This is a genomic window from Rhizobium sp. L43 (assembly GCF_002531725.1).
Taxonomy (GTDB): domain Bacteria; phylum Pseudomonadota; class Alphaproteobacteria; order Rhizobiales; family Rhizobiaceae; genus Rhizobium.
In genome coordinates, this window is record NZ_NWSQ01000033.1 from 19,358 (window position 1) to 40,690 (window position 21,333).

Genomic DNA, 21,333 nt, shown 5'->3' on the forward strand with positions numbered 1-21,333 from the left:
CGCGCCTATGATGCCGCAGCGCAGCCGGCGGGGATCGAGACACGCTCTGCCGGCATCGCCTTGTCGATCGCATAAAGCTTCGCGAAACCCGCATCTTCGACCAGCGTCAGCCCCGACGGCATCAAGGTGCCGACATAGCGGTCGGGGATATCGGCATTGGCGACGAGGACGAAATCGAAACGTCTGCGCCAATCCGACAGATAGGGCGTGAAGCCCTTATATTCCTGCATCATTGCCGGGCATGAAAGCACGCCGATCGACAGCAGATTGCCCTCGGGAACAGCGATCTCAGACCATGCTGGCAGAACCGACAGCGGCTGCTTGCCTTTTGCGGTGAAGAGCGTCGGCACGAAAGCATGCGAGAAGGGCACGGCAAGCGTCGGTAGGTGCCAGAAGGTTTCCTCTCTCATGAAAAAATACCGGCTGGAGTAGGCAATGCTGCTCACCGTCTCGGGGTCATGCTCGAGAGGCAGAACGGCCGCACCGGCCGGCACGTTCTTGAGCACAGTTTCGACGGCAGCAACGTCCTTCTGTGCCAGCCACCAGTTCCAGCCGACCCAGCCGGTACGGCCGAAGACCGCAAGATTGATGACGAGCGAAAGCAGCAGCGCCTGCCGGCGTGTGAGATTGGCGAAGGGGCACACCATCGCCATGGCGACGAGCGCCGTCATGATCGGAAAGCGCCAGCTGATCCATCCGGTGCCGAGCATGTGGCGAGGCGAAACACTGGAGAGCAGCAGCAGGCCGCCGGCGGCGACGGCAAGGCCCGCATGAATGCGGATGTCACCCGCGCGTGCGGCACGCGTGCAGATGAGGATCAGCGGCAGAACCAGCACGACATCCACCAGCGGGACGTAGGTGGTAATAGCGGAGAGCAAATTCATGAGGATCAGCACGACGCCATCGTTCCAGGCAAGGGCAAGGCCGTTGCCACCGGCATTGGGCAAGGCTGGCGCACGGAGATAGAGCACGAGCGGCGGCAGGACGCAGGCGCCAAGCGCCAGCACCAACCGGCCGACGAGCCTGGTGAGATCCGCCTTCGATCGCAATATGTCGACGCGCCAGGAAAATTCGAGGCCGCAGACGATCGCCATATAGAAGCCAAGCGAGAAGAGGTGCATCACTGTCAGCAGCAGTGCGGCGGCAAGCCGCCAGGCAAAGACCAGGGCGGGATTTCCGCCCTGCAGCCGGAGGTCGACGCAGGCGAAGGCGAGCGCCATGCCGAGGCCGATCTGGAAGTTGATGAAGCCGCCGATCATGGTGGCGCACCAGCCGAGCGACAGCATGGCGGTCTGCCAGTGGTGCTGGCCGCCGAAAAGCGCGCGGTGCAGGCCGATCGCGCCGAGCGGCGGCAGCACGATCGCCAGGAAAAGCAAAGCCCGCGCCAGCCTGTCGGCGCCGACAAGCGGCCCCAGCCAGATGGCCAGAACATCGATCCCGACATTGGTGAAGGTGCGGTTCCAGTCGACCGCATAGATCTTAGGAAACGGTTGCTCGCCAATCCCGCCCGAAAGGAGCCAGATCCGGGCGTAATGATTGGGGTAATCGAGAATCGGCGGAAAGCGAAACAGCACCACCAAAGCCGCGGCAAACGCGACGAAAGCGACGATCGCGATGGTGGAATCCTGTCTGGCAGTCGATTCCTCAGGCTCGGCTGCGACCACAGCAGGTGTGGCGATATGGTCCATTATCCGATCCGACTGTTCTTTTGCGGCGGCTCATCGGATGCGAAGGCCGCATCCAGCGCGGCACGTTTGTCGCCGGCGCTCATCTCCGGAAAGGCCGTCGACAGCTCGGCGCGTTCGCTGCCGCGCAGGACCGTCTCGATCATGAACATCGGCCGCTTCTTGCTCTCCTGCACGAGACGGCCGAGATACTCGCCGATAATGCCGATGCAGATCAGCTGGATGGCGCTGAAGGCGCTGACGGCGGCCATGATCGACGACCAGCCGGTGACCGTCTCGCCTTCCAACCAGCGAACGAAGGTGTAGACGAGCAACGCGATGGCGACGCCGGCGCTGATCATGCCAAGCCATGTGGCTATACGCAGCGGCGTCGTCGAAAAACTGGTGATCGCATCGAGCGCAAAATTGATCATCTTGCGCAGCGGATATTTCGTCGTACCGGCAAAACGAGGGTCGCGCTCGTAGGGGAGAGCCACCTGCCTGCCGCCGATCCAGCTGACCATGCCACGGATAAAACGATCTCGCTCCGGCATCGCCAGCAGGATATCGACGACGCGCCGGCGCATCAGCCGGAAATCGCCGGCATCGCGCGGAATGGTCACGGAAGCGAGCCTGGACAGCGCACGATAGAAAAGCGAGGCGGAGGCGAGCTTGAACCAGGTTTCGCCCTGGCGGCGCGTGCGCTGACCGTAAACGACGTCGGCGCCGCGCTCGAGGATCGGCACCATCATCAAAAGCAGCTCGGGCGGATCCTGGAGATCGGCGTCGATCAGGAGCACGCGCTCGCCCCGCGACACGGAAAGACCCGCCGTCGATGCCAGCTGGTGGCCGTGATTGCGCAAAAGACGAACACCGAGCACCTGCGGCACATCAGCCGCCAGATCCGAAATGATCTCCCAGGTGCGGTCGGACGAGCCATCGTCGACAAGAATCACCTCGAAGGCATCGCCGGCGACGCTATGAGCAGCGGCGGCGGCGCGGCGGCAGAACTCGCGCAGGCCCTCTTCCTCGTTATGACAAGGCGCGACGATGGAGAGAAATGGTATTTGCGTCATGCGGACATCGGGCCTGCTGGATGTTTGACGCCAGACTAGCCACGAAATGTCAAACATCCTTTAATGATCGGATGCCCAAGGACGCGCGACGGACTATTCCGCCGCTATGACCTCGCGCGTGCCGTCGATATCGCGGGCCGGCGAGGCGCCGTAGAGGCGGCTATATTCGCGGCTGAACTGCGACGGGCTTTGATAACCGACGCGGTGGCCGGCGGTGCCCGCATCGAGGCGCTCGACGAACATCAGCCGGCGCGCCTCATGCAGGCGAAGCTGCTTCTGATACTGCACCGGCGTCATCGCCGTCACCGATTTGAAGTGGTGATGGAAGGACGACACGCTCATATTGACGCGGTCGGCAAGATCCTCGATGCGCAGCGGCCGCGCAAAATTCTCCTTCAGCCATGCGACGGCGCGCGCGATCCTGTTGCTGTGGCTGTCTGCCGTGGCGATGTTGATCAGCCGGGCGCCATGCGGTCCGGTCAGCACCCGGTAAAGGATTTCCTGCTCGATCAGCGGCGCCATGGCGGGAATGTCGCCTGGACGATCGAGCAAACGCAGCAGGCGGACGGCGGCATCCATCAGCTCCGGCGGCGCGACGTTGACCACCATTCCGCGCTGCCCGTCAGTATGGGCGGCCGGGCGCGGAATATCGATGCGGCTGAGCAGCTCCAGCAGCTTCTCGGAATCGATCGCCAGCCCCAGGCAGAGATGGGGAACCTCGGGGCTCGCCTCCGTGACCCGCCAGGCGACCGGCAGATCGAGCGAGGTCAGGAGATAGTCGCCGGTGCCGTAGCTGATCTGCTCCGTGCCGAGCTGCAGGCTCTTGGCCCCCTGCAGCACGAAGGCGAAACAGGGCCGGTAGCTGCTGTGCAAGGGATCGCTCGGCTTCGACCGGCGACTGACGTGAAGATTGCCGATCGCAGTTGAGAACTCACCATCGCCAGGTGCAAAGCGCATCGCGATGTCGACGATTTCCTGATAGGGGCTGAAAGGCAAGGTCATGCGGCAACTCTTTCTGTCAACTGGCCGACACCGTCGATACCGCCTCTATCTAGAGTGCCTTGGCCATTTCGCAAACAGGCGGGCGCCTCACTTTTGCAGGATCGTGCAAAAAGCTGAGAGGATCGCTCTAACCCTCTCCCGCCGTTCCGGGCAATAGTCCGCCATCCCTTCAACCCCTCCCAAAAAACGAAAAGGAAGGTTCCCATGCCTATTGCAAGAGGCTACGCCGCAACCGACGCTTCCAAACCGCTGACCCCGTTCACCTTCGAACGCCGCGAGCCGAATGCCGATGACGTCGTCATCGACATCAAGTTCGCCGGCATCTGCCATTCCGACATCCACACCGTCCGCAACGAATGGAAGAATGCCGTCTATCCGATCGTGCCGGGTCACGAGATCGCCGGCATCGTCTCGGCGGTCGGCTCCGCCGTCACCAAGTTCAAGGTCGGCGACCGCGTCGGCGTCGGCTGCTTCGTCGATTCCTGCATCGGCTGCGCCGAGCGCGACCTCGACCGCGAACAGTATATGCCGGGCCTCGCCGGCACCTACAATGATTTCGAGGCCGACCGTAAGACACGCACCCAGGGCGGCTATTCCGACTCGATCGTCGTCAGGGAAGGCTATGTCATGTCCATCCCGGATAATCTTCCGCTCGATGCCTCCGCACCGCTGCTCTGCGCCGGCATCACGCTCTACTCGCCGCTGCGCCACTGGAACGCCGGCCCCGGCAAGAAGGTCGCGATCGTCGGCATGGGCGGTCTCGGCCACATGGGCGTCAAGCTGGGTTCGGCCATGGGCGCGGATATCACCGTCCTCTCCCAGAGCCTTTCCAAGAAGGAAGACGGGCTGAAGCTCGGCGCCAAGGAATATTACGCTACCAACGACCCGGAAACCTTCACCAAGCTCGCCGGCACGTTCGACCTGATCATCTGCACCGTCAGCGCCGAGATCGATTGGAACGCCTATCTCGGCCTCGTGAAGGTGGATGGCGCCTTCGTCGTGGTCGGCGTTCCCGAAAACCCGATCCCGGTTCACGCCTTCTCGCTGGTCCCCGGCCGCAAGAGTATCTCCGGCTCGATGATCGGCTCGATCAAGGAAACCCAGGAAATGCTCGACTTCTGCGGCGAACACAACATCGTCTCCGAGATCGAGAAGATCAACATCCAGCAGGTCAACGAAGCCTATGAACGCGTCCTGAAAAGCGACGTCCGCTACCGCTTCGTCATCGACATCGCCTCGCTGGCTGCCTGAGGAACGAGGGGCGGCTCCTTCGGGAGCCGCCTTTTTTGACGATGAGCCGGCCCCCATCGGCTCTCCTGCGGACACGCGATGGCTGGATCCCGTACCGGCTTGCCGTGGGACACCCCCCTCTGCCCTGCCGGGCATCTCCCCCACAAGGAGGGAGATCGGATGGCCGCAATGGCATCCCCAAACAACTGCCCGTCGCATGAACCGTGAATTTAGGGCCGGACATGGCTTCTTGCCGATCTCCACCCTTGTGGGGGAGATGTCCGGCAGGACAGAGGGGGTGCCACACGGCACACCGTCTCCATCCTGATTCTCGCGCTCCTGCGCCAGGCATCCAGTACACTCGCGACCAACCGCGCCTCTCAACCACTCCCCCGCAGCCGCAGCAGATATTCGACCGGGTTGAACGGATCAGGCCCCGAACGCCGGCGGACGCGTGGCTGGCCGGCCATCGGGGCATAATGATCGAAAGCGGTTTCCATAGTCCCCGCCCCGCTTGTCAGCCCCGGCAATTGCTGCTGGATGCTTTGGACCATCTGAGACGCCATGGTGCCTTCGAGCCGGGCGACGCCATCGGCAATCACCGAATCCGTCGTCGTCGCGGCGGATTTTGCAAGCAAGGTGAGCACGCCGCTCAAACTTTCTGCCGGCGTTTCGAGATGAAAACGGTCGACCGGCTCGCAGAGGACGGTCCCCGCAGCCGATAGCGCCGTTGCCAGCACCCATGGCGTCAGTTGCCGGAAATCGGCGGCGGTGCTTGCGGGCGAACTATGCCGGGCCGCCGTCATCGCCACGTGGCAATCGATGACCTGCCAGCCTGAAATGCCCTGCTTCAGCGTTTCGAACACGGTTTCCTCGACCGCCCGGTAAAAGGCAACGGGCATCTGCCCGACATCCACCTCGAGCGCGAAGCTGTTGCCCGTCCCGGGCGGACGCGACTCGACGCGCAGGCCGATGGTCGCGAGAAAGGGATTGGGCTCCTTGAAGAGGATCTGCAGGCCGGCCCCGGTTCCGACAGGCCTCTCGACCAGGATGACCGTGCTTTCCTCGAAGCCTGCCTCAAGGCCGAAATCCGTCAGCAGGGTCGATTGGACAACCTCCTTCTGCACCTCGCCGTAGAGCGAAACGAAGACCTCCTCTGCATTCTCATTGCGGCGCAGATTGATCAGGGGATCCTGTTCGGCCATCTGGTTCAGCGCCAGCCAGAGCGCCGCCTTGTCGGAATGCCGCCGGGCAAGGACGCGGGTTTCGAGTGTCGGCGGCGCGAAATGAACCCGCCCGCTCACGGGATCGCCGCCGACCGCATCGCCGATGCGGGCGCCGGTGAGGCCGCTGACGCACGCGATCTGCCCGGCGCGCAGGCTCTCGGCCGCATGACGGCGGCCGGCCTCGAAGATCTGGATCGCGGTTATTCTTTCCGGACCTTTCGGCAGATCCAGATATTGCCGGAGCCGCACCGTGCCCGATGCCAGGGAAAGATAGCATAGCTTTTCCCCGCCCCAGCCGCGCTCGATCTTGAAGATTTTTCCGGCAATCGGCCCGTCCGGATCGAGCTGCCGGTCAGGCAATAGCGTCGCGATGGCCGAGGTCAACGCAGGCATACCGGCACCGGTCATGGCCGCTCCTGCGAAGACGGGATGCACCAGGCCGCTTGCCATCTGATCGGCGAGGCAGTCTCGGAGCCTGTCCGCGGTGAGCCGATCGGGCGCGAGCACGTAGTCGTCAAGCAACGCCTCGTCGTTTTCCCCGAGCGCCTCGCAGAGCGGCGAAAAAAGTGGCTCGCATTCCGGATGGAGCGCCGCCACCCGGGCAAGCTTGCTGCCGGCATCGATGACGGACGACATGGCGATGGGACGAACCGGCAATTGCGCGGCAAGCGCCGCCAGCACCTCCGGATAGCGGGCGCCGAGACGATCGACCTTGTTGACGAAAAAGATGAAGGGAACACCGAGTCGCCGCAACGCCCGCACCAGCACGCGCGTCTGCGCCTGCACACCTTCGACCGCCGAAACGACGACGACCGCGGCGTCGAGCAATCCGAGCACCCGCTCGACCTCGGCGATGAAATCGGGATGTCCGGGCGTATCGATCAGATTGACGGTCCTGTCGCCGATCTTAAACGACACCAGCGCAGCCCGGATCGTCATGCCGCGCTGCCGTTCGAGTTCGAGATTGTCCGTCTGTGTATTGCCGGTATCGACGCTGCCGAGCTTGTCGATGACACCGGCGTTAAAAAGCAGTCTTTCGGTAAGGCTAGTCTTGCCTGCATCCACATGGGCGAGGATGCCCAGATTCAAAGTGCGCATGAACCACCAACTTCTCAGAATTTCGGATGTGATTTTCGTGAGAAGTGAATCGGCGCATTGGGACCTCTACCTGGTGACAGGACAGCTGGATGCGAAACTCCCGGTGGTTGAGAGACGCAGGCGGGATGCTAAGGGTGGGTGTGGAGATATGTCAAGCTTGGGCGTATCGCCCGGCCGCCGTATGGCGAAAGCCAGCTCACGCCTCATCTGTGGCTGAAATCTAGCGCGGAGACGTCACCCCACTCGCCCTCATCCCTGTGCTTGCACAGGGATCCAGCAAGCCCAAGTCCTTGGGCGCGGAAGGCTCCCTTGTCTGTGGAGAGTCATTCACGGCGCAGACGCGCCGTGACTGGATTCCTGTGACAAGCACAGAAATGACGGAGAGGGTGTGCCATGGTCCCTTCTGCCTTGCCGCCCGGGGCCGTGGGGCCTTAGGAGGCCCACATGGTATGCCCTTGCGCCATTTCGGTTCTCGAGCTTGACCCGAAAAGAGCCTACCCCTCCTCCCGCATCGTCTCCCGCTGGGTGATCAGCCGGGCGCTGTGCTGGCCGCTGAGATAGATCCACAGCCAGCTCCAGGCGACGGAGAAACGCGAGCGGGTGCCGATCAGGAAATAGATATGGGCAAGGCCCCAGATCCACCAAGCGATCCAGCCCTTCAGCTTGATCCGGCCGAAATCGATGATCGCGGCACTCTGGCCGATCGTCGCCAGGCTCCCCTGGTGCCGGTAGCGGAAGGGTGCGGGCGTTGGCTTGCCGGACAGGCGGGCATGGATGACCTTGGCGACGTAGCCGCCCTGTTGCTTGGCCGCCGGTGCGATGCCCGGCACCGGCTTGCCATCCTCGCGCATGACCGATGCGGTGTCGCCGATGACGAAGACATCGGGCAGGCCGGGCGCGCTCAGATCTTTTTCGACGACGACGCGCCCTGCGCGGTCGGCGGGCACGCCAAGCCAGCGCGCCGCCGGCGAGGCGGTGACGCCAGCGGCCCAGACGATCGTCCGGCTGGCAACGAAGGTTTCGCCGATCTTCACGCCGTCCGCATTGCAGTCCGTCACCGGTTTGCCGAGATGGATTTCGACCCCGAGTTTCTCCAGCGCCTTCTGAGCATAGGCCGAAAGTTCCTCCGCGAAGGTCGGCAGCACGCGCGGGCCGGCCTCGGCCAGCACGACGCGGGTCTTGCGCGTGTCGATGTTGCGGAATTCCTTGGGCAGCGTGAAATGCGCGAGCTCGGCGATGATGCCGGCAAGCTCGACGCCGGTCGGCCCGGCCCCGACGATGGTGAAGGTCAAAAGCGCATCGCGCACCGCAGGATCGCACTCCATCTCCGCCTTTTCGAAGGCGAGCAGCACGCGCCGGCGGATCGTCGTCGCGTCCTCCAGCGTCTTCAGGCCCGGCGCCACCGGCTCCCATTCGTCATGTCCGAAATAAGCATGCGTCGCCCCGGTCGCCAGCACCAGCGTATCGTAACCAAGAGTCATGCCGTTGCGTAAGGAAACGGTCTTCTCGCCACTGTCGACGCCGGTGACCTCGCCGAGCAGCACCGTCACATCGGGCCGGTCGGCATAGAGGCGGCGGATCGGCCAGGCGATCTCCGAGGTGGAGAGAATGGTCGTCGCCACCTGATAGAGCAGCGGCTGGAAAAGATGATGATTGCGCCGGTCGACGAGCGTGATCTTCACACCCGCCCCCTTCAACCCGTTGACGAGTTGCAGCCCGCCGAAACCGCCGCCGACAACGACGACATGATGGTCGCTCATGACATACCCCTTTGCGCCATTTTGCTCAAAGCCAATGTGGCCCTCGGCGCAATGGTTGCAACCGCCGTTTCGGCATGTCTCCCCTGCGCCGATCGCAGTCGATGGCGCTGAGATTATCGGCTATTGCTGCGATCCAGCGCCGCGAAGTTTGTGGAGCGGAAGTCAGGCAGAGTTATATCTGCCCAGACCGAACCTCGGCCGAGATGTGACAGACATGCCGTTCGAACGGGTCGCAAGACGGTCGTCGGCCTGCAACCGGTTCGCAGCGACATATGCGTAACGCGCCAATCAATAGGGACCGACGCACTGGCGACGGGGTCCGTAATAGGGCTGGAAGGTATTATCGAACGCCCTGTACGACCGATAACGCGAATAGCACCATCTCTCGTGGCTGCCGCCGCCTCCATAATAGGCAGACGACGCATAGGCTCGATAGGGCCGGCCATAATAGCGATAAGGCGAGCCATAATAACGGTAAGGCGAACCGTAATAGCGGTAGGGCGAGCCGTAATAGCCATAGGGCGAACCGTAATACGAGCCGTAGTAGGGCTGTGCCAATGCGCCGCCAATGATGGTGCCGACGGCTAGACCACCCAAGGCCCAGCCCCAGTCCGCTCCACGGTTATGGCGATAACCCCTGTAATAACCGCCTCGGTAATGGCCGCCACCCCAGTGGCCGCCTCGGCCACGCCATTGCACCTGCTCTATCTGCTGCTGTGCTTCGATCCTGGGTGGGTTGATAGCCGGAAACGCCTGAGCCGGCGTGACGCTAGGGACACCTATGATCAAGCATAACGCGGCGACGCTTAGCTTTCTCATGACTGTTCTCCTCTACACTCCAAGTGGAGGAGACATCTCCCCCCTCTTGAACCAAAGGTGAACGCATTATTTCGAAAAACGTTCCGTATCGAGACAAATTAATCCCTACCGATGGCGAGAATTATCGGCTCCTAGAGCAATCTGTCACGCCCTTCAAATGACGCTACCGGGCGTAGCCCACGGGTATCGCCATTCCATGTTTTAATTCTTCCATCGAGATCGACGCCGAGACGTCGAAGAGTTCCAACTTGCGCACGATCTGCTTATAGATCACGTCGTAATGCTCGACACGCGGCAGCACGATCTTCAGGATGTAATCGTGGTTGCCGGTCAGCCGGTGCGCCTCGACGATCTCGGGAATGTCGCTTATGATCCTGCGGAAAGTTTCCGTCCATTCGTCGGAATGATGCGCCGTCTTGACGAGGGCGAAGACCGTCGTCGGCACGCCCATCCGCTCCCGGTCGAGCACGACGATGCGCCGGGCGATATGGCCACTCTCCTCCAGCCGCTGGATGCGCCGCGAGCAGGCCGAGACCGAAAGCGCCACGCGCTCGGCAAGATCCGTCACGGATATGCCGGCATCCTTCTGCAGCATGTCCAGAATACGTCTGTCGCGATCATCCAGCATGTGTGTGAAGTCAACCTCGCGCCTTTGTTTTGCATAATATTACCAAATCGCGCAAAATTGTAGCACACTCCTCGCATGAGGGACAAACAACGCAAACACGCCGCGCCGGGAATGCGGCATCATTTTCGAAGTTCAAGCATGGGAGCATGAAGAGATGGAAACGATCGGCCTGATCGGCGGCATGAGTTTCGAAAGTTCGGCGGTCTATTACCGCCTCGTCAACGAGATGGTGCGTGCTCGCAGGGGCGGCCTCGCCTCGGCCGAGCTCATCCTGCATTCGGTCAATTTCGAGGAGATCGTCGCCCTTCAGAAGGCCGGCGACTGGGATATGGCCGCCCGTCGCCTCGCCGACGTGGCTCTGCGCCTGCAGGTAGGCGGCGCCGGCTGCGTGCTCATCTGCACCAACACCATGCATCTGATCGCCGACGAGGTTGCGAAGAAGATCTCCGTGCCGTTGATCCATATCATCGACGAGACGGCAAAATCGCTGCATGCCGCCGGCAGCAAACGCCCGCTGCTGCTTGCGACCCGCTACACCATGGAGCACGGTTTCTACGCCGACCGCATGAAGAGCCTCGGTCTCGACATCATGGTGCCTGATGCAGCCGACCGCACCACCGTGCACGACATCATCTTCAACGAGCTCTGCGCCGGCAGAGTGCACAACAGCTCGCGCGAAAAGCTGATCGCTATCATCGACCGCGCCATGGATCACGGCGCCGACAGCATCATCCTCGGCTGCACCGAGATCTGCCTGATCCTCGACCCCGCCCGCCTGCCGCTGCCGGGCTTCGATACCACCGCCATCCATGCTCGGGCGGCGGTCGATTTCGCGCTCGGCGCCGAGGAAGTGGTGGAAGAGGAAGCGGCCTGAATCGGATCGACAATTTAGTTGACGCAGTCAACTAAATACAGGACAAAGGTCTTCACGGAGACTTTTTTCAGTTTGTTGACACAGTCGGCCAACCCTTCTTTCGTCATGCTCGGGCTTGTCCCGAGCATCTGCTTCCGGTCGATAGGGCAGCAGCTCCTCGGCACAAGGCCGAGGATGACGCTGGCGAGGAGCGGGCCTTGTCAGCAATCCGGCGAGATCTCCCTTGGAGATCATCATGTCCGACATCGCCCTCATCGAAACCGCCCGCGATTTCAACCGCTTCTACACGAATTTCCTCGGCCTCCTGAACAAGGCCTATCTCGACTCGCCCTTCACGCTGACCGATGCCCGCATCCTCTTCGAGATCGGCTCGCATGACGGCGTCAGCGCCGTGAGCCTCGTCCGCGACCTCCATCTCGACCCTGCCTATCTCAGCCGCATCCTCAAGCGCTTTCGCGCCGAGGGACTGGTCGAGACCAGTCCCGATCCGGCCGACCTGCGCAGCCAGGTCATCATTGTCACCGATCGGGGACGAGAGCAGTTCGAGGAACTCGGCCGGCGCGCCAACGCCCAGATCGCCGCCCGTTTCGATGGCCTGGCGGCCGGCGAGCCGGAGGCGGCGGTGCGCGCCATGGGCACGATCCGCGCCCTGCTCGACCCGGCGGCCAAACCGGCACCGGCCGTCATCCGCGCCCATCGCGCCGGTGATATCGGCTGGATCGTTCAGAGCCAGGGCCGCTTCTATGCCGAGGAATACGGCTGGGATCTGCGCTTCGAGGCGCTGGTCGCCGAGGTCGCCGGAAAATTCCTCGCCAATTTCGATCCTGCCCTTGAATATTGCTGGATCGCCGAGCGCGGCGGCATCAATGTCGGCTCGGTCCTCGTCACCAATGGCGGCGAGGGCATCGCCAAGCTGCGGCTGCTTTATGTCGACAAATCCGCCCGCGGCCTCGGGCTCGGCAAGCTGCTGGTCGACGAATGCATCCGCTTCTCCAGGCAGAAGGGCTACCGCGAGCTCTCGCTCTGGACCAACGACATGCTGGAGACTGCCCGCGCCATCTACGTCAAAACAGGCTTCCGCCTTGTCTCCGAGGAGAGACATCGGATGTTCGGTCCCGAGGCCAACGGCCAAAACTGGGTTCTGACCTTGTAACCTCGCCTTCCGGCTTGCCGCGTCGCAAAATTTCGCTTGATTTGGAAACGATCATTTCCTAATTAGGCGGACATGAATGCAACGACCCTCGACCATCAGGAGAAGACCCGGGGCCGCGGCCGTCCGAGGGAATTCGATGCGGAGGCCGCCCTCGATGCGGCCCTCCGCGTCTTTTCCGAGCGCGGCTACAACGCCGCCTCGATCAGCGAACTTACCGAAGCTATGGGGCTTGCTGCCGGCAGCGTCTACAAGGCCTTCGGCGACAAGCGCGGCATCTTCCTTGCCGCCTTCGATCGCTACCGCGCGGTACGCCGCGGCTTGCTCGACGCCAGGCTCGCCGGCGCCGAGACCGGCCGCGACAAGCTCCATGCGCTGATCACCTTCTTTGCCTCCTCCTCGCACGGGCAGATCGGCAGGCAGGGCTGCCTCGTTGTCGGCAGCGCCGGCGATCTCGCGCTCTTCGACGAAGAGGCGGCCGCGCGCGTCGCCACCGCCTTCACGGCCGACGAGACGCTTCTCGTCGACCTCATCCGCCTCGGCCAGTCGGACGGCTCGATTTCGGCGGATATCGATGTGCCGGCGGCAGCACTTGCTCTTCTCTGCCTGACCAAGGGCATGCGCGTAATCGGCAAGACGGGCCGCAGCGGCGAGCAAATGGCGGCGGCGGCCGAGGCCGCGATGAAACTGGTGACATGATGTTCCCCCGGGGAAATGCCGTGCATTTCTCCGGCGGGAAACGGGTGGCCGGCGGCAGAACGATTTGCGACTAATTTTTCGATCATACCGGAGTTTCTGATGAGCATTTCAGCCACCACGCCGGACAAGGCCATTCCACGGGCGCTATCTCCCTGGCTCACCTTCCTTTTCGCCGCCGCCTGCGGGCTGGTGGCCGCCAATCTCTACTACGGCCAGCCTCTCGCCGGCTTGATCAGCGCCGATCTCGGCTTCACGCCCGCCGCAACCGGCCTGATCGTCACGCTGACGCAGATCGGCTACGGCCTCGGCCTGCTGCTGATCGTGCCGCTCGGCGACCTCACGGAGAACCGTCGCCTGGTGTTGATGCTGATATCGGTCTCCGCCGTCGCGCTGATCGGCGCAGCGCTCTCTTCGACACCCACGGCCTTCCTCGTCGCCTCGCTCTGCATTGGCCTCTCTTCGGTCGCAGTCCAGGTTCTGGTTCCCTTCGCCGCCAACATGGCACCCGATGCAACACGCGGCCAGGTCGTCGGCAATGTCATGAGCGGCCTGCTCTGCGGCATCATGCTCGCCCGCCCCTTCGCAAGCTTCGTCGCCGAGGCGTCCTCCTGGCACACGGTCTATTACATCACCGCAGTGCTGATGATCGTGCTCGCCGTCGTCCTGCGCGCCAACCTGCCGGTTCGCCGGCCGAAGACGAAGCTGCGCTACGGCGAGCTGCTCGCTTCGATGGGCCACCTGGCGCTGACGTCACGCGTGCTGCAGCGCCGGGCCCTTTATCAGGCCGGCATGTTCGGCGCCTTCAGCCTGTTCTGGACGACGACGCCGCTGCTGCTCGCCAGCCCGGCTTTCGGCTTGACGCAGAACGGCATCGCCCTCTTCGCGCTTGCCGGTGCCGCCGGCGCCGTCGCTTCGCCGATCGCCGGCCGGCTCGCCGACCGCGGCATGACGAAGATCGCCTCGACGATCGCCATGCTCCTCGGCATGGCCTCCTTCCTGATCGGCCATTTCGCCGGCGACGGCTCGCTCACCGCGCTGATCCTTCTGACCGTGGCCGCGATCATGCTCGATTTCGGGGTCACGACCAATCTCGTCTGCGGCCAGCGCGCCATCTATGGCTTGAACCCGGAACACCGCAGCCGCCTGAACGGCCTCTTCATGGCCACCTTCTTTGCCGGCGGCGCGCTCGGCTCGGCGCTTGGCGGCTGGGCCTATGCGACCGGCGGCTGGACGATGGCGGCCTGGATTGGCTTCTGCTTCCCGGCCTTGGCCTTCCTGCTGTTCCTGACGGAAGGACGCGGCAAGCAGGAAGGTAAAATCTGAGACCGATATAAAAAACTCAATGCCGGCTTATAAATGCGGACATACGGTGAGCAGGCACGCACCCGCTTATCGGTGCAGATTTGGTTTTTTCCTTATCAACGGCCCTAGCCGTCGGCGGAATCGAAACGCGAGCGGGCGGCGCGCACGGCATCGTGGTTGGCTTCCGCCCAATTCAGAAGCTGCGACAGCGGCTGATAGAGCGAGCGGCCGAGATCGGTCATCGAATATTCGACGCTCGGCGGCTTGGTCGGGAAGACTTCGCGATTGACATAACCGTCCCTCTGCAGGTCGCGCAATGTCTGCGTCAGCATGCGCTGCGAGATATCGGGAAGCAAGCGCCGCAGCTCGCCGAACCGACAGGGCTTGGCCGCCAGAACCTCGAGCAGCAGCGTCGACCATTTGCCGCCGATATGCTGCATCATGTCCCTGACCGGGCAATTGGAAAAATCGAGCCCGGCGAGATCGATCTCACGCCGCATCCCCCGGCATCCTGTTCTTGAGGCTGAGGACCTCACCGCTCATCTGCTGGTTCCCTTTTGGTAACGTAGAGCCGAAAAACTGCCTCCTTTACACCGTGAAGTCAATTCCTATTTTAGTGCTACTCTCTTTTTGAGACCACATGAAAACGGAAAAGGAAGCGACTTATGAGCGAAACCATCCTGGTCACCGGTGCTGCCGGACAGCTCGGCCAGCGTGTCATCCATCACCTCATCGAGACCTACAAGGTCGCCTCCGGCAACATCGTCGCGGCGACGCGCAGCCCGGAAAAGCTCGCCGAGCTCGCAAGCAAGGGCGTCGTCACCCGCAAGGCCGATTTCGATGACGTGGCCGGACTGGAGAAGGCTTTCGCCGGTGTCGACCGGCTGCTGATCATCAGCACCGACGCGCTGGATACCCCCGGCAAACGCCTCACCCAGCACAAGGCGGCCGTCGCTGCCGCCACCAAGGCGGGCGTCAAGCACATCGCCTATACCTCGATGCCGGCGCCCGACGATTCGCTCGTCACCTTCGCACCCGACCACCTCGGCAGCGAAAACGCCATCAAGGCGAGCGGCGTCGCCTACACGATCATCCGTGACGCCTGGTATCACGACAACTATCTGCACGGCATGCCACACAATCTCCAGGGCGGCAAATGGTACAGCGCCACGGGCGACGGCAAGATCTCGACCATTTCGCGCAACGACTGCGCGCTGGCGATCGCCGCGGCCCTTGCCTCCGGCACCTCCGATAGCGCCACCTATACGCTGACCGGCGCGCAACGGCTGACCAACAGGCAGATCGCCGCCATCGTCTCGGATGTCGCCGGCAAGCCGCTCGAAGTGGTCGACGTCAATGACGAACAGCTCGGCCAGGGCATCCGCGGCGCCGGCCTTCCCGGTTTCGTCGCCGACATGCTGGTGTCGGCCGACGCCAACACCCGCGCCGGCAAGTTCGACATCGTCACCGAAGACTTCACCAAGCTGACCGGCAAGCAGCCGCAGCCGCTGAAGGATTTCTTCGTGGAGCATAAGGCTGCTTTGACGGCGACAGGCAATGCCGGAGGCCATTGAGCCTTTATGCTGCATCCCTGCGCGAGTCGCAGGGATGCAGCGAACTCCGATTCTGGATCCCTAATCACGTCAGATGAGGCACTCACGGCGCCGACGCGCCGCAGGGTCGCCCTTCAGAATTGCGAAACGAAGCCAGGCGGTTTCTCCCTAAGATCAAGCCCGTATTCAAGCTCGGCACGCATCCAGAGCACACCGCTTTCATAGGGATCGTCAGACATTGTCTCAGTTCGCGCGTCGGCGACATTGCCGTCAGGCCAGTTCTTGACGCACGCGACGTTCTCGCGTTTCCGCTCATTCCGGTCGATCGCACACCATTCTCGTTGTTCGTCGAACGGAACCCAAGCGAGACCGTCCCGGAAACAGGTGATGGCTCGATATTTCGGCTCGATGACAATGTTTCCGGCGGCGTCCGCAATCCCCCAGAGCAAGGTTCCGTTCGAATTCCTGGAGACGCGCTGTCCGCCATCTGGTTCGCAACGCAACTTTGATCGCCGATCTTCCAGGCGGCGCGGCTCGGAGACTTCGCGTCCTGATGCGTCGATCCAAAATTTCCGTCCATCCTTCGAGACCGCATAGGCGCCGGAATCGGACTGCATCTCATCGAACTGGGGAGCGAGGGCCATCACACCGTTGCTGTCCAGTATTCCCCATTTGCCCTCAACCTTGACGCCGGCATAGCCATCGATGAAACCAGATTGGGTCTGAAATGACGGCGGATCGACAAGCAGTTTGCCGTCCTGCTTCAGAAATCCCCATTTTCCATTGTACCGAACCGATATGGGGAATTCGCAAGTCAAGTATGTGTCGTCAAAGAGATACGGAACCGTCGGCCTTTCGTCCGCTCCGACGACCTGAATGCGGCCGCCGTTGTGCATGAGTTTGATACCCGAAGGACATACCGCCAGCGTCTTCCCGTCCTCCGGGTTCGGGACCAGATTCCCGGCTCGATTGAGCCCAATCCACCGGCCATCGGCCAATACCCTTGCCACCTCACCGGAATAACCGGGCAGTCTCGCATCGTCAAACAGACGCCCGCCAAGCAACCGTCCCGCCTCGTCAAGAACGCCCACTTTCTGGTCTTCGGCCACACGGTAAAAACCGTTTCGATAGCCCTGGATTCTAAATTGCTGTGGGGAGAGAATAGTTTGACCGTCCCGGCCGATCACGCCGCATTGGGTGGCGTCGGCCCGGTCACGTTGGCTGGACCGGCCTCGGTGTCCGTCCGACCCGCCATAACAGACAATTGCTCTTCCTCCGCTGAGTTCACCAACTGTTTCGAAGCGAGGCTCGATCTTCCAGGTCCCGTCGGGAGCAAGCAATCCGTATCGTTTATCTCCCGGTTGAGCCGCCCAGACGAAAGTGCCAAATTCGAATTCTTTAATGGCCAGCTCGTCCTTCAGGATCTTCCCCGAAGGCAGATCTATGAGCAGATAGTGCCGGTTGTCTCTTTGGAGAAAAAGTTCCCGGGCCGTAAAGCGTAAAAGGCCATAGGATTCCGACGCGATCGCCTTGCCGGGACGAACGAGCGCCGCCCCGGCACTGAATGGAATGGCACGCGCATAGTTCGGCGACAGCAGAAACTTTCCCGTTCTATCGATAATTCCTGCCTTGTCACCGACCACCACTTCGGCGTGGCCCTTGCGAAATCCCCGGGCAAGATCGAACATCGGGGCAATCACCATCTCGCCACTCGAATCGATATAGCCGAATTTGCCCTCGGAGCGCACGGCAGCCAGCCCCTCCGAGAAAGGAAGCGCAACTTCGAACTTGCGATCGATCCGCGGTTCTAGCATCGCTCTGTCGATATAGCCGCAAAGAGCATAGACGCCGCCGCACCTTTCCACCCATCTTTCCGGCCGGGGATCGGCGACGCCTGTTCCAACGGAGCAGAGCAAACACGCCCATGCCGCGGTGATAAACATAAGTTGACGAGCAATAACTCTCATCCTAGCGCCCCGATTGAAGAAACTAGGAGATGCTCGTGTGTTGGAAATATGGCCGCTTCGCAGGTCGGATGTCACGAGCACAGGAATCCTGCACCGTCATTCGGGCACGGGAAACCCTTGCAGGGCAAGATAGTCGCCGCCAATACGCAAAAAGGAACCGACCTTCCTCAAACCTACTGCCCGCAAGCCCTGCAGAACCGCCGCACCGTTTCCGCCATACCATATTCCAGCGCATCGGCGGTCAGTCCGTGGCCGATCGAAACCTCGGCCAGATCAGGAATGCGCTTCACCAGTGTGGGCAGGTTCGCCACCGTCAGATCATGACCGGCATTGACGGCGAGGCCGATCGCCAGGGCCGCGTCCGCCGTCCGTCCGAGCGCTTCAAGGATCGGGGCAGCCCGCTCCGGCGCGTCGTAACAGCCGCCATAGGGGCCGGTGTAGAGTTCAATCCGGTCGGCGCCGACCGCCTTGGCGATCTCGACGGCTTCGGTGTCGCCATCGCCATCGGCAAACAGTGAGACCCGGCATCCCATCCTCTTCAGCCGCGCGACGGCATCGGTCAGGAACGCGCGGTGCCTGCGGAAATCCCAGCCGTGATCGGAGGTCGCCTGGGCGGGATCGTCGGGCACCAGCGTCACCTGCTCAGGGGCCGCGCCGGCGCAGAGCTCGAAGAATTCCTCTGTAGGGTAGCCCTCGATGTTGAATTCGGCCGCGGGGAATTCATCGTCGATCAGATTGCGGATCACAGGCAGGTCGGAGAAGCGGATGTGCCGCTGGTCGGGACGCGGATGCACCGTCAATCCGCTGGCGCCGGAAGCAAGGGCCACACGTCCGAGCGCTTCGACGCTCGGCCAGGGCAGATCGCGCCGGTTGCGCAGCATGGCGATGGCGTTGAGGTTTACGGAGAGCTTGGCGGGCATGGCTGGCATCCATCGGTCACGGAAATAAGAGGCCCTGCTTTTAAGGCAAGTGCCGTGCGATGGCCAACGAGATTCGCAGATGGATGCGATGCAGATCGCTGATGGGCCAGGGCATTCACCCCGCCCGTACCGCAAATAGTAATTCCCGTCGCCTTTGAAGATGACCGGCAGATACCGCAGCGCAGCAGATGTTTTGCTGCAACACACCCGGCAACCGGCGCAAAATATGCCGTCACGTTGCTATCCCATTTAAAAGAGATTATTTTTAGCACTTATAAAAAAGATCGTTCACGCATAACGTGGACATTGTATCGCGTAAACGTAGGCCGCGTACTGCTTCTTTCCCATGATAAGAATGCCTAGAGGAAAACCCCACTCGCCGCGCCCGGGAAGCAACTGGCAAATCCGCATGAGGTGCAACACGATGCCCTAGGAGGGTTCATGCCAGACGTTTCCAAACGCCTGTTTGCTACCGCCGGTATTGCGTCGGAGGCCCGGTCGAAATACCGGTTTCTGCCTTCGGCCGCGCTGCCGCCGGATCTGCCAGACGGTCCCGTGCCCATTGCCGACATGGCCAACGCATTTGGCGTTACGCACAGGACACTGCATTTTTACGAAGAAAAACGGTTGATTTCGGCCAATCGCATCGGCCTGATGCGGGTCTACGGACAAGACGACGTGATGCGCATGGCGGTTATCACCGTCTGCCGCGAGACAGGCATGCCGATCGCCGTCATCCAGGAACTGATGGACGAGCTTCGCAAGGCCGATTCGCAGGAAAGAGCCGAGGGGATGTTCCGCGAGGCCCTGCAGGTGCGCAAGCGCGAGCTGACAGCCGAAATGTCGACGCTGCACCGCCAGCTCCAGCAGGTCGGCGACCTCCTGGATTTCGACGACAGCATCGAAGAGCCGCCGTTGAACGACAATCGGGACAGCGCCAGCCTGACCCCGCAGGAGCGGCGTTGCCTGGAACTGATGGCGGAAGGTTACTCCACCCAGCGCATCGCCCGGGCGCTCGACCTTAAGCATGACGAGACTAGGGATCTCGAAGCCGGAATCATCTTGAAATTCCGCGCCAACAACCGCTTCCAGGCCATCGCCAAGGCGGTTCTGCTCGGCATCGTGCAGGCCTGAACACCCCTCCGACGGCCGCCACCGTCGCCTCCCCCGCCAATCATCAACGGACGATCGTCAGCGTCTCCGCCGCGCGTGTGATCGCGGTATAGAGCCAGCGCTCCCGCGTGTCACGAAACGCCCAGCTCTCGTCAAACAGCACAACGTCGTTCCATTGTGAACCCTGCGCCTTGTGAACGGTGAGCGCATAGCCATAGTCAAACTCGTCGTAGCGCTTGCGGGTGTTCCAGGGGATCTCGCCTTCGACATCCTCGAAGGCCTGTTTCAGGAGCTTGATCTTGGCGGCTCCCCGGTCCATGTCGTCGTCCTCGGGACGGACCAGCAGATTGATGCCGGGCTTCGTCGTTTCCTTGGACGAAGTCATCACCTGCCAGAGCGAGCCGTTGAGCAGGCCCTTGGCCGGATCGTTGCGCAGGCAGACGAGCTTGTCGCCGGTCTGCGGATAATCGGCGTTGAAACCTTTCAGCTCGCGCAGGCGCTGATTGTAGCGGCGCCGCGTCCGGTTGGTGCCGACGAGCACTTGGTCGGCCTTCATCACCAGATCCTGCGTCACCTCGTTCTTCGAGATCACCTTGGCCGTGCCGTAATCGCCATACGTCACCTCATTGCCTTCGCGCACCTGCATGGCAAGCTTGATGATCGGATTGTCGCGCGCCTGGCGGTGAATGTCGGTAAGCAGGTAATCCGGGTCCTGATTCGTGAAGTAACCGCCGCCGCTGACCGGCGGCAGCTGGCCGGGATCGCCGAGTACCAGGATCGGCGTGCCGAAGCTCATCAGGTCCTTGCCGAGCGCCTCGTCCACCATCGAGCATTCATCGACGATGATCAGCGCCGCCTTGGCGACCGGGCTCTGCCGGTTGATCGAAAACATCGGCGCGATCGAAGTCTTGCCGGTTTCCTCGTCCTCCACCGCCTCTTCGCCGCGTGGCCGGTAGATCAGTGAATGGATCGTCCTGGCGTTGGAGGCGCCGCGTGAGCGCAGCACCTGCGCGGCCTTGCCGGTGAAGGCGGCAAACAGCACGTCGCCGTCGACATTCTCGGCGAAATGCTTGGCAAGCGTCGTCTTTCCCGTTCCGGCATAGCCGAACAGGCGAAAGAGCGGCGAGCGCCCTTCATTCAGCCATTTCGAAACAGCCTTGAGGGCTTCGTCTTGTTGCGGCGCAAATTGCATGATTGCACGACTTGGCAGGATTCGCGGGCGTTAGGCAAGGCGGAAACTGATGTGGCAGGG

General features: G+C 62.1%; 17 protein-coding genes and 1 pseudogene. 7 read left to right on the forward strand and 11 right to left on the reverse strand.

What is annotated here, in order from left to right; translation table 11 throughout:
- Positions 1–5: 5 nt before the first annotated feature.
- From CO667_RS29575 to CO667_RS29585, 3 genes are all read right to left on the reverse strand, one after another.
- A complete protein-coding gene (locus tag CO667_RS29575) occupies positions 6–1,688 on the reverse strand; it encodes a hypothetical protein (protein ID WP_097621725.1) in 1,683 nt (560 codons plus the stop codon).
- Positions 1,688–2,740: a glycosyltransferase family 2 protein gene (locus CO667_RS29580; protein ID WP_097621726.1), complete on the reverse strand. Its 1,053-nt coding sequence runs from the start codon at positions 2,738–2,740 to the stop codon at positions 1,688–1,690. The genes CO667_RS29575 and CO667_RS29580 overlap by 1 nt, the downstream gene beginning before the upstream one ends.
- A 93-nt stretch (positions 2,741–2,833) precedes the next feature.
- A complete protein-coding gene (locus tag CO667_RS29585) occupies positions 2,834–3,742 on the reverse strand; it encodes an AraC family transcriptional regulator (RefSeq protein WP_097621727.1) in 909 nt (302 codons plus the stop codon).
- 204 nt (positions 3,743–3,946) lie between these two features.
- Here CO667_RS29585 and CO667_RS29590 point away from each other — a divergent pair, with 204 nt between their 5' ends.
- Positions 3,947–4,993 carry an NAD(P)-dependent alcohol dehydrogenase gene (locus CO667_RS29590; protein WP_097621728.1) on the forward strand — a complete coding sequence of 349 codons (1,047 nt, stop codon included), beginning with the start codon at positions 3,947–3,949 and terminating at the stop codon, positions 4,991–4,993.
- Between the two features lie 359 nt (positions 4,994–5,352).
- Here CO667_RS29590 and CO667_RS29600 read toward each other — a convergent pair whose 3' ends face one another.
- The 4 genes from CO667_RS29600 to CO667_RS29615 all read right to left on the reverse strand — a co-directional run bounded on the left by CO667_RS29600 (position 5,353) and on the right by CO667_RS29615 (position 10,503).
- Positions 5,353–7,296, reverse strand: coding sequence for a TetM/TetW/TetO/TetS family tetracycline resistance ribosomal protection protein (locus tag CO667_RS29600; protein WP_097621729.1), 1,944 nt, complete (start codon positions 7,294–7,296; stop codon positions 5,353–5,355).
- 494 nt (positions 7,297–7,790) lie between these two features.
- Positions 7,791–9,056 carry an NAD(P)/FAD-dependent oxidoreductase gene (locus CO667_RS29605; protein ID WP_097621730.1) on the reverse strand — a complete coding sequence of 422 codons (1,266 nt, stop codon included), beginning with the start codon at positions 9,054–9,056 and terminating at the stop codon, positions 7,791–7,793.
- Positions 9,057–9,344: 288 nt separating this feature from the next.
- Positions 9,345–9,875, reverse strand: a complete 531-nt coding sequence (locus tag CO667_RS29610; RefSeq protein WP_097621731.1) for a BA14K family protein — start codon at positions 9,873–9,875, stop codon at positions 9,345–9,347.
- Positions 9,876–10,038: 163 nt separating this feature from the next.
- The gene (locus CO667_RS29615) at positions 10,039–10,503 is read right to left on the reverse strand and encodes an Lrp/AsnC family transcriptional regulator (RefSeq protein WP_097621732.1); all 465 of its coding nucleotides are present in this window, start codon (positions 10,501–10,503) and stop codon (positions 10,039–10,041) included.
- Positions 10,504–10,657: 154 nt separating this feature from the next.
- Between CO667_RS29615 and CO667_RS29620 the strand changes: the two genes are divergently transcribed.
- From CO667_RS29620 to CO667_RS29635, 4 genes are all read left to right on the forward strand, one after another.
- Positions 10,658–11,377, forward strand: coding sequence for an aspartate/glutamate racemase family protein (locus CO667_RS29620; protein ID WP_097621733.1), 720 nt, complete (start codon positions 10,658–10,660; stop codon positions 11,375–11,377).
- 235 nt (positions 11,378–11,612) lie between these two features.
- Positions 11,613–12,530, forward strand: a complete 918-nt coding sequence (locus CO667_RS29625; RefSeq protein ID WP_097621779.1) for a helix-turn-helix domain-containing GNAT family N-acetyltransferase — start codon at positions 11,613–11,615, stop codon at positions 12,528–12,530.
- 72 nt (positions 12,531–12,602) lie between these two features.
- Positions 12,603–13,226, forward strand: coding sequence for a TetR/AcrR family transcriptional regulator (locus CO667_RS29630; RefSeq protein ID WP_097621734.1), 624 nt, complete (start codon positions 12,603–12,605; stop codon positions 13,224–13,226).
- Between the two features lie 99 nt (positions 13,227–13,325).
- Positions 13,326–14,549 (forward strand): MFS transporter, encoded by a 1,224-nt coding sequence (locus CO667_RS29635; RefSeq protein ID WP_097621735.1) that lies wholly within the window; start codon positions 13,326–13,328, stop codon positions 14,547–14,549.
- Positions 14,550–14,653: 104 nt separating this feature from the next.
- Here the strand turns inward: CO667_RS29635 and CO667_RS29640 are convergent.
- Positions 14,654–15,071: pseudogene (locus CO667_RS29640) on the reverse strand (helix-turn-helix domain-containing protein).
- A 122-nt stretch (positions 15,072–15,193) separates the two neighbouring features.
- Here CO667_RS29640 and CO667_RS29645 point away from each other — a divergent pair.
- Entirely contained in the window at positions 15,194–16,102 is a 909-nt protein-coding gene (locus tag CO667_RS29645) for an SDR family oxidoreductase (protein WP_097621736.1), read from the forward strand.
- Between the two features lie 113 nt (positions 16,103–16,215).
- On the opposite strand, the gene CO667_RS29650 is transcribed toward CO667_RS29645, so the two are convergent.
- The gene (locus tag CO667_RS29650; RefSeq protein ID WP_245433336.1) at positions 16,216–18,048 is read right to left on the reverse strand and encodes a WG repeat-containing protein; all 1,833 of its coding nucleotides are present in this window, start codon (positions 18,046–18,048) and stop codon (positions 16,216–16,218) included.
- Positions 18,049–18,221: 173 nt separating this feature from the next.
- Positions 18,222–18,968: a pyridoxine 5'-phosphate synthase gene (locus tag CO667_RS29655; RefSeq protein WP_097621738.1), complete on the reverse strand. Its 747-nt coding sequence runs from the start codon at positions 18,966–18,968 to the stop codon at positions 18,222–18,224.
- Positions 18,969–19,409: 441 nt separating this feature from the next.
- On the opposite strand from CO667_RS29655, the gene CO667_RS29660 reads away from it, so the two are divergent.
- Positions 19,410–20,102, forward strand: coding sequence for a MerR family transcriptional regulator (locus CO667_RS29660; protein WP_097621739.1), 693 nt, complete (start codon positions 19,410–19,412; stop codon positions 20,100–20,102).
- 43 nt (positions 20,103–20,145) lie between these two features.
- Here the strand turns inward: CO667_RS29660 and CO667_RS29665 are convergent, their stop codons facing one another.
- A complete protein-coding gene (locus tag CO667_RS29665; protein ID WP_097621740.1) occupies positions 20,146–21,273 on the reverse strand; it encodes an ATP-dependent RecD-like DNA helicase in 1,128 nt (375 codons plus the stop codon).
- Positions 21,274–21,333 lie beyond the last annotated feature (60 nt).

Bases quoted from the DNA above. Each gene is read 5' to 3' on its own strand.
- CO667_RS29580 (WP_097621726.1), bottom strand. From the start codon at position 2,740: ATGACGCAAATACCATTTCTCTCCATCGTCGCGCCTTGTCATAACGAG.
- CO667_RS29575 (WP_097621725.1), bottom strand. From the start codon at position 1,688: ATGGACCATATCGCCACACCTGCTGTGGTCGCAGCCGAGCCTGAGGAA.
- CO667_RS29615 (WP_097621732.1), bottom strand. From the start codon at position 10,503: ATGCTGGATGATCGCGACAGACGTATTCTGGACATGCTGCAGAAGGAT.
- CO667_RS29625 (WP_097621779.1), top strand. From the start codon at position 11,613: ATGTCCGACATCGCCCTCATCGAAACCGCCCGCGATTTCAACCGCTTC.
- CO667_RS29620 (WP_097621733.1), top strand. From the start codon at position 10,658: ATGGAAACGATCGGCCTGATCGGCGGCATGAGTTTCGAAAGTTCGGCG.
- CO667_RS29600 (WP_097621729.1), bottom strand. From the start codon at position 7,296: ATGCGCACTTTGAATCTGGGCATCCTCGCCCATGTGGATGCAGGCAAG.
- CO667_RS29590 (WP_097621728.1), top strand. From the start codon at position 3,947: ATGCCTATTGCAAGAGGCTACGCCGCAACCGACGCTTCCAAACCGCTG.
- CO667_RS29660 (WP_097621739.1), top strand. From the start codon at position 19,410: ATGCCAGACGTTTCCAAACGCCTGTTTGCTACCGCCGGTATTGCGTCG.
- CO667_RS29630 (WP_097621734.1), top strand. From the start codon at position 12,603: ATGAATGCAACGACCCTCGACCATCAGGAGAAGACCCGGGGCCGCGGC.
- CO667_RS29650 (WP_245433336.1), bottom strand. From the start codon at position 18,048: ATGAGAGTTATTGCTCGTCAACTTATGTTTATCACCGCGGCATGGGCG.
- CO667_RS29610 (WP_097621731.1), bottom strand. From the start codon at position 9,875: ATGAGAAAGCTAAGCGTCGCCGCGTTATGCTTGATCATAGGTGTCCCT.
- CO667_RS29655 (WP_097621738.1), bottom strand. From the start codon at position 18,968: ATGCCCGCCAAGCTCTCCGTAAACCTCAACGCCATCGCCATGCTGCGC.
- CO667_RS29665 (WP_097621740.1), bottom strand. From the start codon at position 21,273: ATGCAATTTGCGCCGCAACAAGACGAAGCCCTCAAGGCTGTTTCGAAA.
- CO667_RS29635 (WP_097621735.1), top strand. From the start codon at position 13,326: ATGAGCATTTCAGCCACCACGCCGGACAAGGCCATTCCACGGGCGCTA.
- CO667_RS29605 (WP_097621730.1), bottom strand. From the start codon at position 9,056: ATGAGCGACCATCATGTCGTCGTTGTCGGCGGCGGTTTCGGCGGGCTG.
- CO667_RS29585 (WP_097621727.1), bottom strand. From the start codon at position 3,742: ATGACCTTGCCTTTCAGCCCCTATCAGGAAATCGTCGACATCGCGATG.
- CO667_RS29645 (WP_097621736.1), top strand. From the start codon at position 15,194: ATGAGCGAAACCATCCTGGTCACCGGTGCTGCCGGACAGCTCGGCCAG.